We start from the raw sequence: 14355 nt of genomic DNA, 5'->3' as shown, positions 1-14355 counted from the left end.
CAAAGACAAAAAACACACATCATAAAAATGGACAGACACAATGACAGGTGAACAGGCGGTAGCGCAGGCCACGGCGTACTTTGACAGTGGCGAATTCAAACGGGTGCTGGCACGCCGGGTGGCGATACGCAGTGAGAGCCAGCGGGAAGATCGTGACGAGGTGATCCAGGCCTACCTGGAGGAGGAGATGGTACCGGCGATGCAGGCGCTGGGGTTTACCACCGAACAGATTGAGAATGTCCAGGCCCCGCGCCGTCCGTTTCTGCTGGCCACCCGCATCGAAGACCCCGTGCTGCCGACGGTGCTGTGTTACGGCCACGGCGACGTGGTGTTTGGCGACGATGAAAACTGGCGCAGCGGTCTGACCCCGTGGGCACTGGTGGAGGAGGGCGACCGCTGGTACGCCCGGGGCAGCGCGGACAACAAAGGCCAGCATTCGGTCAATATCGCTGCGCTGGAGCAGGTGGTGGCCGCACGCGGCGGACGTCTGGGTTTTAACTGCAAATTCCTGTTTGAAATGGGTGAAGAGATCAGCTCGCCCGGCCTGGCGGAACTGTGTCAGCGCCACGGCGAGCGGTTAAAGGCCGATATCTTTATGGCCTCCGACGGTCCCCGCCTCAACGCGGTGCGCCCGACGCTGTTCCTCGGCTCACGCGGGGCGGTCAACTTCCGCCTCAGCATCCACGCCCGCGACCGGGATTATCACTCCGGCAACTGGGGGGGACTGCTGACCAACCCCGGTACTCAGCTGGCGAATGCGCTGGCCTGCCTGGTCAGTCAGCAGGGTCAGCTGCAGGTGGATGCGCTGAAGCCGCCCGTCATCAGTGCGGCAGTGAAATCCATCCTGAGTGATATCGAAGTGGGTGATGAAAATGGCCCGCAGATTGATCCCAACTGGGGTGAAGCAGGGCTGACGCCAACCGAGCGGTTGTACGGCTGGAATACGCTGGAGGTACTCTCTTTCCTGACCGGCAATCCGGCCCGTCCGATGAACGCCATTCCCGGCAGTGCCACGGCGGTATGCCAGCTGCGCTTTGTGGTGGGGACCGACTGGGAAAATATTGCCACGCATCTGCGTGAACACCTCGATGCCCACGGGTTCCCGCAGGTATCCGTTGAGGTGCTGCGCGGCTCACCGGCCACGCGGCTGGACCCGCGCGATCCGCTGGTTGACTGGGCGCTGGCGGTCATCGCCAGTACCAGCGGGAAAAAACCGGCGCTGCTGCCTAACCTTGGCGGCTCGCTGCCGAATGATGTTTTTGCCCACACCCTGGGCCTGCCAACGCTGTGGATCCCGCACTCCTATCCGGCCTGCGGGCAGCACGCGGTTGACGAACATATGCTCAAGTCCATCGCCCGGGAAGGATTACAGATCATGACCCGACTGTTCTGGGATTTAGGCGAACAGGGCACTGCGCTGCTGGCCCGTCATCGTGCGCACCGCGCACAGGGGGAAGGCCAGTGAGCCAGATCGTACAGTCCCCGCAGGCGGTGACCCCAAACCTGTATAAAACCCTGTTTGCCACCTGCATCGGTAACGCGCTGGAGTGGTTTGATATTGCCGTGTACGGCTTTTTTGCCAGCTATATTGCCCATGCGTTTTTCCCGACGCAGGACCCGTCGGTGTCGCTGCTGCTGACCTTCGGCAGTTTTGGTGTCTCCTTCCTGATCCGCCCGCTGGGTGCCGTGGTGCTCGGTGCCTATGCAGACCGGGTGGGGCGCAAAAAAGCGCTGCTGATGTCGATCAGCCTGATGATGCTGGGCGGGCTGATGATTACCGTGATGCCGTCCTATGCCAGCATCGGCCTGCTGGCACCGGTATTAATCCTGCTGGCGCGTCTGATTCAGGGGTTCTCAGCCGGAGGCGAGTTCGGCAGCTCGACGGCCTTCCTGGTGGAACATTTTCCGCAGCGCCGGGCATTTATCGCCAGCTGGCAGTTTGCCACCCAGGGGGCCAGCACGCTGATGGCCTCGGCGTTTGGCCTTGGCCTGACCGCCTGGCTGACGGAAGCGCAGATCCAGGACTGGGGATGGCGCATTCCCTTTGCCTTTGGCCTGCTGATTGGTCCGGTCGGTTTATATATTCGCCGCCACGTCCATGAGCCTGCCAGTTTCGTTGCCCAGCCGAAGTCCCACGCGCCGCTGAAGGATCTGATGGGCCGGCAGAAAACACTGCTGCTGCTGGCGATGGGATTGATGGTGATCTCAACCGGCGTGAACTACATGCTGAACTATGTGCCCACCTATGCGACGAAAACCCTGCATCTCCCGGGTTCAGCCGCCTTTACCGCGACGCTGGTGGCTGGGATCATTTTGACGGTGGTCACGCCGCTGATGGGGCTGTGGGCGGAAAAAGTGGGGCGGGTGCCGCTGATGTGGGGATCGCTGATCCTGCTGGCGCTGACTATCTATCCGGCCTTCAGGATGGTGGCCAATAACACCACGCCGACCACGCTGATCCTGCTGGTCGGCTGGATGGCGCTGTTGAAGTCGGTGTATTTCTCCACCGTGCCGTCGATGATGGCCGATCTGTTCCCGATGAGCACGCGGGCCAGCGGCATGGCAATCAGCTATAACGTTGCGGTGACGATTTTTGGTGGTTTCGCGCCGTTGATCTGCACGCTGCTGATCAGCATGACCGGCTCCAGCCTGGCCCCCAGCTACTATCTGATGCTGCTGGCGGTGTTCAGTGCGGTGGCGTTGTTTAACAGTCAGCGACGGGTAGGGCGATAAGCAAACCCCCGTGGCCGGATAATCCGGCCACGGGGGTTTTCGTACTAGCTGGCCTTAAAGCGCAAGGCCAGGGTGGCGCGTTTTTCAATCAGCCAGTAAATCAGATAGCCGACCACCGCCGACGCTGCCGTTAACACCAGCATCGCCAGATACTGCGTGGCGGTACTGGCCGAAGGCAGCAGGACGTGCAGAACCTTCTCCAGCGCCCCCATAAACAGGCGGTGGCAGAGATAGATGGAATACGACGCCAGGCCAATGCCGGTCATCAGCCGCGTCAGGCTTGTCTGACGTTGTGAGGCAAACTCCAGGCCGGTCAGCATAAAGAAGGAGAGCGTCAGAACCAGCAACTGCAGGAAACCCTGAAGCCACAGCGTGGATACCGTCAGCAGCGCGACAATCAGCGTCAACGACAGAGCGCTGTGAGCATAGCGCTGACGCAGACGTTTTTGCAGCATAAAGCAGGCAATACCGCTGAGGAAGTAGAGCATGATATTGTCAGTGTAAAACTGGAAATAAGGCTGCTGCGAACGACCGGATGCACCCAGCGCTATTAAGACGAAAATAGTGAGGAAAATAAAGGTCATCCCACTGCGGCGGCGGAACATCATGCCAATAGCAAAGATCAGGTAGAACAGCATTTCATAACACAATGTCCAGCCTACGGATAATACCGGGGTCAGCGTACCCAGCTCTTTTATATACACTGACGGTATAAATAACAGCGACAGAATATCATCCAGCGGCGTTAATACCGTTGCCGGGAACCATCCCGGATTGACGACCCAGGCCATAATAGTGGCCAGCGTAAATAAGTAATACATCGGTAATATCCGTACCAGGCGTTTTTTGACAAACAGCCCCATTTTTCCCTGGCCGAAGTCCTCCCAGTGTACGCAGGCCATCAGATAACCGCTAATCATAAAGAACAGGTAGACGCCGAGTTTTCCGATTGCCCCCCCATAGCCAAATAAGCCGGAAAAAAAGCCCGGACTTAATTTTCCTGCAAAACTTTCCGCATGACAGACGACAACCAGCATACAGGCAACCGCCCGCAGATAGGTAATCGACAGGATTGAGTTTTTCACCGCCAACCTCCGTGGATTTTTATGTGTCCAGGAATCAATTAATAGCAAGGATGTAAAATTAAAATAACCAAAATAAAATAAAAGCAAAGAGAGGCCGTTCACAGCCAATTTATAAGTCTGCTATAGGGAAAGATCCCATGGTGTTTTAATGCGCGAACATATCACGGTGCAAGACTGCCCGGGATGTAACGACGAATAAACTTTACTCCAGCGTAAAGGTAATTCCAAATGTAAACATAGGCGCGACGGTTATTTAGGAATTAACCGCTATGTTATGGATAAATGCGTTCTCCTTTAGTCGCTGATTCATCAGTTTATTTGATGTTATGAATATTTCCGCCTTTACGTTATCTTTCTGATTTTTAACAACTCGCTGTGGTCGCTTGCCTCTGTTCCGGTGGGATCATTCACAGAATGGGGCATTTTGTCTCAGAAGATCCGCCCAAAAAGCTCCAGCTCAGGCCGCGTCGGGGTCGTGCCAGACGGCCTCCCGGACGTTAATCGCTTTTGGCAGTAAGCCCAGCGCGAAAAAACGGTCAGCAATGGTCTGCTGGGCGCGGATCACGGTCAGATCCATGCGCCGGGTCTGATGGCTGCGGCGGAGCAGCGCATGAGAGAGCGCCTGCGGCGACAGCCCGAGTTCGGCAGCCAGCAGCGCGGCGGCTTCCGCACGGTTTGCATCAATATAATTTCCGGTATCGGCCAGTGCGGCCAGCAGCGGGTGCAGCAAATCGGATGAGTGGGCGGCAAAGTCGCGGTGCGCCAGATAAAACTGGTGGTTACTCACCCGTCCCCGGCCGTCGGCAATCACCCGTAGCTGGCCATCCTGCTCGGCATCACTGAGCAGTGGATCCCACATCATCCAGGCATCGACCGCATGGTAATCGCTGGGCGTCAGGGGATATTTGGGAGGAGCGTAAACGACGCGCACGTCGTTCAGCGTCATCCCGGCCTCATCCAGCATCTGCACCAGCAGGTAGTGCACGTTTGACCCTTTGTTTACCGCAATACGCTTCCCCCCTAAGTCAGCCAGCGTTCGTACCGGGCTGTCCTGCGCCACCAGCAGGGCCACGCTCTGCGGGGCGGCAGGTTCCCAGGCCACATACCGCAGCGGACTGTTTCCCGCCTGGGCGAACACCGGCGGCACTTCGCCGGTGGTGCCGAAGTCGATCTCGCCATTATCAAGAGCATGGAGCAGCTGTGGCCCGGCCGGGAACTCACTCCACAGCACGCTGACGCCGCGATGGGCGAAGGTCATTTCAAGGGTCTGCCGGGCTTTCAGGACGCCCAGGTTGCCAAACTTCTGATAGCCGATACGCAGTTCACGATCCTGCACGGCATCGCGGGTGGGTTCGCGCCGCCCCGGTGTGGCCAGGCTGCGCCGGGCTTTGATCAGCCCCAGATGGCCAAGATGCGTGCGCAGTGTGTTCCTGCTGATCCCCAGCAGGGCCGCCGTCTGCAGCTGATTCTCACCGCACAGCGCGAAGGCGTTACGCACCAGCGCGTCGACCATCCGCTGATACAACGGCCCGTCGTCGCTCTGCAACTGCTGCAGGATAAACGTATCCAGCGCCCGCTCTCCCGCAGGCTGCCGTTCAGCAATAGCGGGGTTGAGCCTGAGCTGATGCGGCGAGATCAGCGACTCCTTACTCAGCAGAACGGCATTATGCAGCGTGTTTTCCAGCTCGCGGATGTTGCCCGGCCAGGCATATTCCATCAGCGTGGCCAGACTCTCTTCACTGAGCCGCAGCTGCGGCCGGCCCAGACGGCGGGCATAGAGCGTCAGGAAGTGGTCAGCCAGCACGGGAATGTCCTCGCGCCGCTGGCGCAGCGGCGGCAGGGTGACGGCGGCCACGTTAAGGCGGTAGAAGAGATCTTCACGAAAGCGGCGTTCACGGATCGCATGGGCCAGGTCGACGTGCGTGGCGGCAATGACCCGCACATTGACCTTCACCGGGCGGCGGGAGCCCACGCGGGTGACTTCACGTTCCTGTAAAACGCGCAGCAACTTTACCTGTAACGGCAGACTGAGCTCGCCGATCTCATCAAGCAGCAGCGTGCCGCCCTCTGCGGCCTCAAACCAGCCCTGATGGCGGTCAGCCGCGCCGGTAAACGCCCCTTTTTCATGTCCGAACAGTTCCGACTCCGCCAGGCTTTCGGTCAGCGCGCCGCAGTTGACGGCGACGAACGGCTGTCCGCGACGCAGGCTGTGATGATGCAGATAACGGGCGACAACTTCTTTACCCGTGCCGGTTTCACCGACGATCAGCACGGTGGCATCGGTCGGTGCCAGCCGATCCAGTACGCTCTGAAAAGCCAGAGAAGCCGGGTCAATCAGTAACGGGCCGGGATGCGCCATGGTGTCCTTCCTGCACGGAGTATAAGGGACGAAAAGCGTATCCTGGCAACGCACCCGTGGCGAGAGGGCGAACGCTCTGTTTGCTGCAAATGCAACAGTATCCGGTCAGCCCCTGCTGCTTATGCAGCAGCAATGGTCAGCCATAATGAAATTCAATCTATTGATTTATAATGATTTTAAAGAAAATAATGGTTGGCACGCTTCCTGCTAATGTCTTTATAACCAAAGCGAAAGTATCTAACGAATAAATTCAGATATAGTTATATAGGAAGCGGATAATGAGCGAGTCAGCACAGGACAATATCAACGTATTCTGGTTTCTTCCGACCCACGGGGACGGACGCTATCTCGGCACCACTGAAGGCGGTCGCCCGGTCGATCTGCCCTATCTGCAGCAGGTGGCGCTGGCAGCCGACAACCTCGGCTATTACGGGGTGCTGATCCCCACCGGTAAAAGCTGTGAAGATGCCTGGCTGGTCGCCGCCGCGCTGGCGCCGATCACCAAACGCCTGCGCTATCTGGTTGCCGTTCGCCCTGGCCTGCAGCCGCCAAGCCTGGCCGCCCGCATGGCTGCCACCCTCGATCGCCTTTCCGAAGGGCGGCTGCTGATCAACGTGGTGACAGGGGGGGACCCGGTGGAAAATAAAGGGGACGGCATCTTCCTCAGTCATGCCGATCGCTATCAGGTAACGCGTGAGTTTCTTGAGGTCTATACCCGCCTGTTGAAAGGGGAGAAAGTCGACTTCCACGGTGAGCATATTCGCGTCGAGGGGGCCGAGATCCTCTTCCCACCGGTGCAGCCGGACGGGCCGCCGCTCTATTTTGGCGGTTCATCCGATGAGGCCATCGACGTGGCGGCAGATCAGATTGATACCTACCTCACCTGGGGGGAGCCGGTGGCGCAGGTAGCGGAAAAACTGGCGGTGGTGCGCCAGCGCGCCGAACAGCGTGGCCGTCAGCTCAGTTACGGCATCCGGCTGCATGTCATTGTGCGGGAAACTGAAGAGGAGGCGTGGGCGGCTGCCGACCGTCTGATTGCCCACCTTGATGAGGAGACGATTGCGGCGGCACAGACCATTTTTGCCCGTATGGACTCTACCGGGCAGGCGCGAATGAGTGCGCTGCACAGCGGTTCCCGCGACAGTCTGCGTATTGGCCCCAACCTGTGGGCTGGCGTGGGCCTGGTGCGCGGCGGCGCCGGAACGGCGCTGGTGGGCAGCCCGCAACAGGTCGCGGATCGCATCCGTGAATACCAGGCGCTGGGGATTGATAACTTTATTCTGTCGGGTTATCCGCACCTGGAAGAGGCCCACCGCTTTGCCGAGCTGGTGATGCCGCTGCTGCCGCTGGCGTCGAACCGCGATCCGCGCCAGCGTACGATCAATACCGGGCCGTTTGGTGAAACCATCGGTGGCGACCGCCGTCCGGTTAACCCGGCACGTAGCCGCTGAGGAAGAGACGATGAGCCAACAACCGATACAATTTGCCTACTGGGCGCCGAACGTTTCTGGCGGCCTGGTGATCAGCCATATCCCTCAGCGCACCGGCTGGGACTTTGAATACAACCGTAAGCTGGCGCAGATAGCTGAAAAAGCCGGGTTCGACTATGCCCTGACGCAGATCCGCTTTACCGCAGGCTACGGGGCGGATAACCAGCATGAGTCGGTCAGTTTTTCACAGGCGCTGCTGGGGGCAACGGAAAAACTGAAGGTGATTGCGGCGCTGCTGCCGGGGCCGTGGAATCCGACGCTGGCCGCCAAACAGATTGCCACCATCAGCCACCTGTCCGGGGCGCGCATCGCCGTTAATATTGTCAGCGGCTGGTTTCGCGGCGAGTTCAACGCGATTGGCGAGCCGTGGCTGGATCATGACGAGCGCTACCGGCGCTCAGAAGAGTTTATCCGCTGCCTGCGCGGCATCTGGCAGGAGGACGTGTTTAACTTCGCCGGGGATTTCTATCGCTACCGCGACTATTCCCTGAAACCCAAACCGCTGGATCCACAGCCCGAAATCTTCCAGGGCGGCAGCTCCCGTGCGGCGCGGGATATGGCGGCGCGTGTGTCCGACTGGTACTTCACCAACGGCAATACGCCGGAGGGCATTCGCCTGCAGGTGGAAGATATCCGCCAGAAGGCTGCAGAGAACCGGCATCAGGTGAAAGTGGGTGTTAACGGCTTTGTGATTGCCCGTGACAGCGAGCAGGAAGCGCAGCAGGTACTGCAACAGATCCTCGACCAGGCCAACCCGGATGCGGTAAAAGGGTTCCGGGACGAAGTCAAAAATGCCGGCAGTGCCTCGCCGGAAGGGGAAGGTAACTGGGCGAAATCGACGCTGGAGGATCTGGTGCAGTATAACGACGGATTTAAAACCAATCTTATCGGTACGCCGTTACAGATTGCCCGGCGCATTGTCGCACTGAAAGCGTCTGGCGTCAGCCTGATGCTGCTGGGCTTTCTGCATTTTCAGGAAGAGGTTGAATTCTTTGGCCGCGAGGTGATCCCACTGGTGCGCGAGCTGGAGCAGCAACAGCAGCGGGAGCAGCATCATGGCTGAACGTCATATCGTTATCGTCGGCGGCGGCTTTACCGGCACCGCGGTGGCCATCCATCTGGCCAGGCTCGGTCACGCCGGGCTGACGGTGACGGTGATTGAACCGCGTTCTCAGCTGGCGCGCGGCGTGGCTTACGGTACCCGTGACCCGTCGCACCGCATCAACGTGCCCGCCGACCGTATGCAGCTGTCGGCGGCAGAAAAGGGCGATTTTGACCGCTGGTTCCGTGCTTCTCCGGCCTGTCAGTCTGACCCGGAAGCGCGCTGGCAGGATGGCAGCGTCTATCCGCAGCGCGGGCAGTTTGGCGCGTATGTCGCGGAACGCTTTGCCCGTGAGCAGCTGCACTCGCCGGTGCGGCTGCACCATCTCTGCGACCGCGCCGTGGCACTGGAGCACGGGGTGGTGCACACGGCCCTGGGAAAACGACTTCATGCAGACGCGGTAGTGCTGGCGATCAGTCATCCGCCCCCGGCTCTGCCACGGGCAGTGGCCCTGGCGCTGGAAGGCCATGCGGGCCTGGTTGCTGACCCGTGGCGGCAGGATGCTCTTGCCGGGATCGGCCCCGGTGAACGGGTGGCGATCATGGGCAGCGGGCTGAGTATGTCAGACGTGGTGGCAACGTTACACCGTCACGGACACCGGGGGCCGGTGGTGGCGTTCTCCCGCCGTGGTCTGCTGCCACGCCCCAATCTTAGTGGCCCCTTTGACCCCGTGCCGCTGGAATATACTCACAGCGACCCGGTCACTGTGCTGGCGTGGCTGCGCCGCATTCGCCGCGAGGTCGCTGATGCCGCAGGCCAGGGCCTGCCGTGGCAGCTGGTGCTGGATGATATCCGTCTGAACGGTCAGCGCATCTGGCAGTCACTGCCGCTGCAGGAACAGCAGCGCTTTCTGCGCCATCTGCGTCCGTGGTGGGACGTCCATCGTTACCGCATCGCGCCGCAGGTCAGCGCCGTGCTGGCCCAGCAGCAGCAGTGCGGTCAGTTGCGCGTACTGGCCGCACGCCTGACGTCCGTCGCGGCCGCCGGGGACGAAATCGAACTGCACCTGCAGCCGCGCGCGGGGGAGGTACAACGCCTGACGGTTGACCGCCTGATCATCACCACCGGCCCGGCACACGGCGGGCTGCTGCACAGCGATGCGCTGCTGCACCAGCTGGCCTCCGCAGGCGTGGTGCGGGCCGATCCGCTGGGGCTGGGCATTCAGGTCAATGCCCGGTCGCAAACGCTGCGGGCCGATGGCCGGGTCAATCCTCATCTCTATGTCGCCGGCCCTGCCGCCCGTGCTTATTTTGGTGAGCTGATGGGACTGCCGCAGGTGGCCGAGCATGCCGAAAGCGTCGCCCGGCAGCTGCTGGGGTCAGAGGCGGAGCGATGTCCCGCCTGATGCCATAACGCCACGTTAATCCCCTGATAAAACATTTCCTGCAGCGGACGGGCTGGATCCGGCCGTGTAAAATTCGGAGCGTACTATGTCTTCACAACGTGAAATTCGCCTCAATGCTTTTGATATGAACTGCGTCGGCCACCAGTCGCCGGGCCTGTGGGCGCATCCGCGCGATCGCTCCTGGGAGTACAAAGACCTCAGCTACTGGACCGATCTGGCCCGGTTGCTGGAGCGAGGCAGGTTCGACGGCCTGTTTATTGCCGATGTGCTGGGCGTCTATGACGTGCTGAATGGCGATAACGCCGCCGCGATCCGCAATGCCACCCAGGTCCCGGTCAATGATCCCCTGGCGTTGATCACGCCGATGGCGATGGTCACCGAACACCTCGGATTCGGTCTGACCGCCTCACTGTCGTTTGAGCACCCCTATCCCTTTGCCCGCCGGCTGTCGACGCTCGATCACCTCACCCGCGGGCGCATTGGCTGGAATATTGTCACTTCCTATCTGGAGAGCGGCGCACGCAATATCGGCCATCAGTCGCAGACCGATCACGACGCCCGCTACGACTACGCGGACGAATACCTGCAGGTGGTGTACAAACTGCTGGAGGGCAGCTGGGAGGACGGGGCGATCCTGCGCGACCGCGAGCGCCGCATCTTCAGCGACCCGACGAAGATCCACCCGGTGAACCATCAGGGCACGTTTTTCCAGGTGCCGGGCATTCACCTGTGCGAACCCTCGCCGCAGCGCACGCCAGTGCTGTATCAGGCCGGGGCCTCCAGCCGGGGTAAACAGTTTGCCGCCGGACACGCCGAATGTGTATTTGTCGCCGCGCCGTCAAAGGTTCTGCTGAAAAAAACCGTGGCAGATATTCGTCAGCGTGCCGCAGCGGCCGGGCGTGACCCGCGCAGCATCCTGATCTTTAACCTGCAGACGGTGATTGTCGATGAGACGGATAAAGCGGCGCAGGCCAAATGGCAGGAGTACAAACGCTACGTCAGCTATGAGGGGGCGCTGGCGCTGATCTCCGGCTGGACCGGCATTGACTTCGGCCAGTACCAGCCCGATCAGGTTCTGAAGCATCTGCATACCAATGCCATTCAGTCGGCGGTTGAGACCTTCTCTACGGCCGATCCCGACCGCCAGTGGACGGTGCAGGCGCTGGCTGACTGGGTGGGGATCGGTGGGTTTGGTCCGCTGCTGGTGGGCAGCGCGCAGACCGTGGCCGATGAGCTGCAAAGCTGGGTTGACGAGACCGACGTTGACGGTTTTAACCTGGCCTACGCGGTGACGCATGAAACCTTCAGTGACGTGGTGGCACATCTGATCCCCGAGCTGCAAAAGCGCGGCGTCTATAAAAAAGAGTATCAGTCGGGGACCCTGCGCGAAAAGCTGTTCGGCCGTGGCCCGCGGCTGGAAGTACCGCACCCCGGAGCGACTTATCGTCGTACCGAATCACCCACAACCGCTAAAGACGGGGTGACGCCATGATAGAGATTGACGGGCTGCATAAGCACTATCAGGGAGCCGACGGCCGCAGAACGGAGGTGCTGAAGGGGATTTCGCTGACGGTGCCCGCCGCATCCATCACGGCGGTGGTAGGGCCGAGCGGAGCCGGGAAGTCGACGCTGGCCAGATGTATCAGCCTGCTGGAGCGTCCGGACGCCGGCAGCATCCGCGTCAACGGTGAGGATCTGTCGCGCCTGTCCGGTGCTGCACTGCGGCGGGAAAGGCGCGCTATCGGCACGGTATTTCAGTCATCGGCGCTGCTGCAGCGCAAAACGGCCTGGCAGAATGTGGCCCTGCCGCTGGCGTGGCTGGGCGTGGTGCCGGGGCAGATCAAGCGGCATGTTGGTGAGCTGCTGGACAGTGTCGGGCTGTCGGATAAAGCACATCATTATCCGGCACAACTTTCGGGCGGCCAGCGTCAGCGTGTTGGCATTGCGCGCGCCCTGGCGCTGAAGCCCGCCGTGCTGCTGGCCGATGAAGCGACGTCAGGGCTGGATCCTGAGGCAACCGGGGCGATCCTGCAGCTGCTGAAACAGTTACGTCAGCAGTTTGGCCTGGCGATTGTGTTAATCACCCATGAAATGGATGTGGTGCGCAGCACCGCCGATGCGGTGGCGGAAATCCGCGACGGCCGGCTGGTGCAGCACGGGCCGCTGCACCAGTTGCTCAGTACCCCAGACTCTTCGCTTTCCGCCCAGCTGTTTCCACTGCGCCCGCTTCAGGGGCGCGGCGACCTGCTGTTGGGGCTGACCTGCGCGCCACCGCTGGCCACCGACTGGATCAGCCAACTGAGCGTGCACTATGACCTGCAGGTGGATCTGCTGGCGGCACACCTGGAAGAGGTGTCAGGGCAGCTGGCGGGACGGATGCAGATCGCGGTGCGCTTTAACCAGCGCCCGCTGAACCCGCAGGTGCTGATCGACGCGCTGGCCGTCATGGGCATCCGGGCACAGATCATTGCGGAGCGTCCCCGCTTACAGGAGGCCGGATGAAAGCCATTGATGTCACCAGCCAGGACACCCCCTGGAACGAGATCCATCTGCTGATGCTGCCTGCCTACGGCGAAACCTGGCTGATGGTCGGCATCGTGATGCTGTTTGTCATCAGCCTGGGCGGAACGCTGGGCGTGGTGTTGTTCAATACCTCTCGTGGCGGGCTGTTCCCGCAGCCGGGGCTGAACCGCAGCCTGAGCTGGCTGGTGAATATCGGCCGTTCTCTGCCATTCCTGGTACTGATGGCCGCGATCATTCCATTCACCTTCTGGCTGACCGGTACCACTATCGGTATTCCGGCGGCCGTGATCCCGATGATTGTTGCCGGTACGCCCTTCTTTGCCCGGCTGGTGGAAAATGCGCTGCGCGAGCTGCCCGCTGACGTCACGGCGGTCGGGCTGGTTTCCGGCGGCTCACGCTGGCAGGTGATCGCGGGCGCGCAGCTGAGTGAAGCGCTGCCCGCGATTGTTGCCGCCATTACCCTCAACGTGATCTCAATGATCGAATATTCCGCGATTGCCGGCACGATTGGCGCGGGTGGCATCGGCTATCTGGCGGTGGTCTATGGCTACCAGCGTTTCGACAACCACATCATGGTCGCCACCATCCTGGTGCTGATCGGCACGATTCAGCTCATTCAGTTTACTGGCGACCGCGTGGTTGCCGCACTTCAACACGGGCAGGGGAAAGACGCATCATGACGCAGCCGAAATTTGAACTGAAAAAGAAGAAAGCCTGGCGCTGGCCGGCAGGGATACTGGCTATGGTGCTGATCGGCGCGGGCGTCGGGTATTTCACCTTCCAGCAGCGGCACAGCGTGACCTTTGGCACCACGCTAAAAGTTCACTATGAACCGGCGATGGCCGGAGAACAGCGCCTGATCGACTATGTGGGCCAGCATATCGCCCCGGATTATGGCATCAGGCTGGAAGCGGTCGGACTACAGGATCCGGTGCAGGCCGACCGGGCAGTGGCTGAAGGCCAGTACGCCGCCACAGTTTATCAGCATCAGTGGTGGCTGAAGCAGGTGGTGGAGGCCAATAAATTCGCTCTGACCCCAACCCTGCCGCTGTTCCAGTGGGCATTTGGCATTTACTCGGATCGCTACGCATCAGTCGCCGATTTACCCGACGGGGCGGTCATTGTCGTGCCGAACGACGGCGCTAACCAGGCCCAGGCGCTGTGGCTGTTGCAGCGTATCGGACTGATTGGTCTTAATCCGGCGGTCGAGCCGCGAACGGCAAAATTGAAAGATATAAAAGAGAATCCGCATCACTTCACTTTTAAAGAACTCGATCTGTTAACCATGCCGCGCGCCTTAAATTCGGTGGATGCCGCTATTGGTTATGTGGCACAGTTTGATGCCGGGAAAGTTTCCCGCAGTAAAGGCATATTATTCCCGCCGGCGCCGCAGACGTTTGCCTCACAGTTGGTGATTGGTACGCCTTATTTAAATGATGAAAATATTATCAAATTAAAAAAAGCGTTTGCCGACCCACGTGTTCAGCAGTGGTTGAAAGAAACCCGCGATCCGCTAGTTCAGGGGGTGCTGGTTCCCGTATCATTAAAATGACAACACTGTAAATTATTTTAATTCAAGGGGTTATGTTTTCGCGGGTGATACGGGGGTTTTCAGGTTTTATCCGGCTTATTTATTTCAGTGTCGTGCTATTTATATTCCCCCCCTCTGTCAGTGATAGAGGGGGATTTACGTTATTTAATGACAAGTTTGGTTAAAT

General features: G+C 60.0%; 11 protein-coding genes. 9 read left to right on the top strand and 2 right to left on the bottom strand.

Annotated elements, in window-relative coordinates; genetic code table 11:
• Positions 1-40 precede the first annotated feature (40 nt).
• Positions 41-1465: a M20 family metallopeptidase gene (locus EPE01S_RS04205; protein ID WP_062743341.1), complete on the top strand. Its 1425-nt coding sequence runs from the start codon at positions 41-43 to the stop codon at positions 1463-1465.
• Complete coding sequence (locus EPE01S_RS04200; RefSeq protein WP_062743340.1) at positions 1462-2733, top strand: MFS transporter; 1272 nt, start codon at positions 1462-1464, stop codon at positions 2731-2733. Before EPE01S_RS04205 ends, EPE01S_RS04200 begins: the two co-directional genes overlap by 4 nt.
• 44 nt (positions 2734-2777) lie before the next feature.
• Here EPE01S_RS04200 and EPE01S_RS04195 read toward each other — a convergent pair whose 3' ends face one another.
• Positions 2778-3818: an acyltransferase family protein gene (locus EPE01S_RS04195; protein WP_062743339.1), complete on the bottom strand. Its 1041-nt coding sequence runs from the start codon at positions 3816-3818 to the stop codon at positions 2778-2780.
• 457 nt (positions 3819-4275) lie between these two features.
• Positions 4276-6177, bottom strand: coding sequence for an aliphatic sulfonate ABC transporter substrate-binding protein (locus tag EPE01S_RS04190; RefSeq protein WP_062743338.1), 1902 nt, complete (start codon positions 6175-6177; stop codon positions 4276-4278).
• 278 nt (positions 6178-6455) lie between these two features.
• Between EPE01S_RS04190 and ssuD the strand changes: the two genes are divergently transcribed.
• The 7 genes from ssuD to EPE01S_RS04155 all read left to right on the top strand — a co-directional run bounded on the left by ssuD (position 6456) and on the right by EPE01S_RS04155 (position 14189).
• Complete coding sequence (gene ssuD / locus EPE01S_RS04185) at positions 6456-7628, top strand: FMNH2-dependent alkanesulfonate monooxygenase (protein WP_062743337.1); 1173 nt, start codon at positions 6456-6458, stop codon at positions 7626-7628.
• Between the two features lie 10 nt (positions 7629-7638).
• On the top strand, positions 7639-8730 hold the full coding sequence (sfnG, locus tag EPE01S_RS04180) for a dimethylsulfone monooxygenase SfnG (RefSeq protein WP_062743336.1): 1092 nt from the start codon (positions 7639-7641) through the stop codon (positions 8728-8730).
• Complete coding sequence (locus EPE01S_RS04175) at positions 8723-10114, top strand: FAD/NAD(P)-binding protein (RefSeq protein WP_062743335.1); 1392 nt, start codon at positions 8723-8725, stop codon at positions 10112-10114. Before sfnG ends, EPE01S_RS04175 begins: the two co-directional genes overlap by 8 nt.
• 85 nt (positions 10115-10199) lie before the next feature.
• A complete protein-coding gene (locus tag EPE01S_RS04170) occupies positions 10200-11606 on the top strand; it encodes an LLM class flavin-dependent oxidoreductase (RefSeq protein WP_062743334.1) in 1407 nt (468 codons plus the stop codon).
• Entirely contained in the window at positions 11603-12616 is a 1014-nt protein-coding gene (locus EPE01S_RS04165; RefSeq protein WP_062743333.1) for a methionine ABC transporter ATP-binding protein, read from the top strand. The genes EPE01S_RS04170 and EPE01S_RS04165 overlap by 4 nt, the downstream gene beginning before the upstream one ends.
• On the top strand, positions 12613-13317 hold the full coding sequence (locus tag EPE01S_RS04160; protein ID WP_062743332.1) for a methionine ABC transporter permease: 705 nt from the start codon (positions 12613-12615) through the stop codon (positions 13315-13317). Before EPE01S_RS04165 ends, EPE01S_RS04160 begins: the two co-directional genes overlap by 4 nt.
• Positions 13314-14189, top strand: a complete 876-nt coding sequence (locus EPE01S_RS04155) for a MetQ/NlpA family ABC transporter substrate-binding protein (protein WP_062743331.1) — start codon at positions 13314-13316, stop codon at positions 14187-14189. The genes EPE01S_RS04160 and EPE01S_RS04155 overlap by 4 nt, the downstream gene beginning before the upstream one ends.
• Positions 14190-14355 lie beyond the last annotated feature (166 nt).

Origin of the sequence: Erwinia persicina NBRC 102418, assembly GCF_001571305.1 — a bacterium.
Classification (GTDB): domain Bacteria; phylum Pseudomonadota; class Gammaproteobacteria; order Enterobacterales; family Enterobacteriaceae; genus Erwinia; species Erwinia persicina.
Note: the sequence above shows the minus strand (reverse complement) of the source record. Positions and strands in the feature narration are given on the sequence as shown.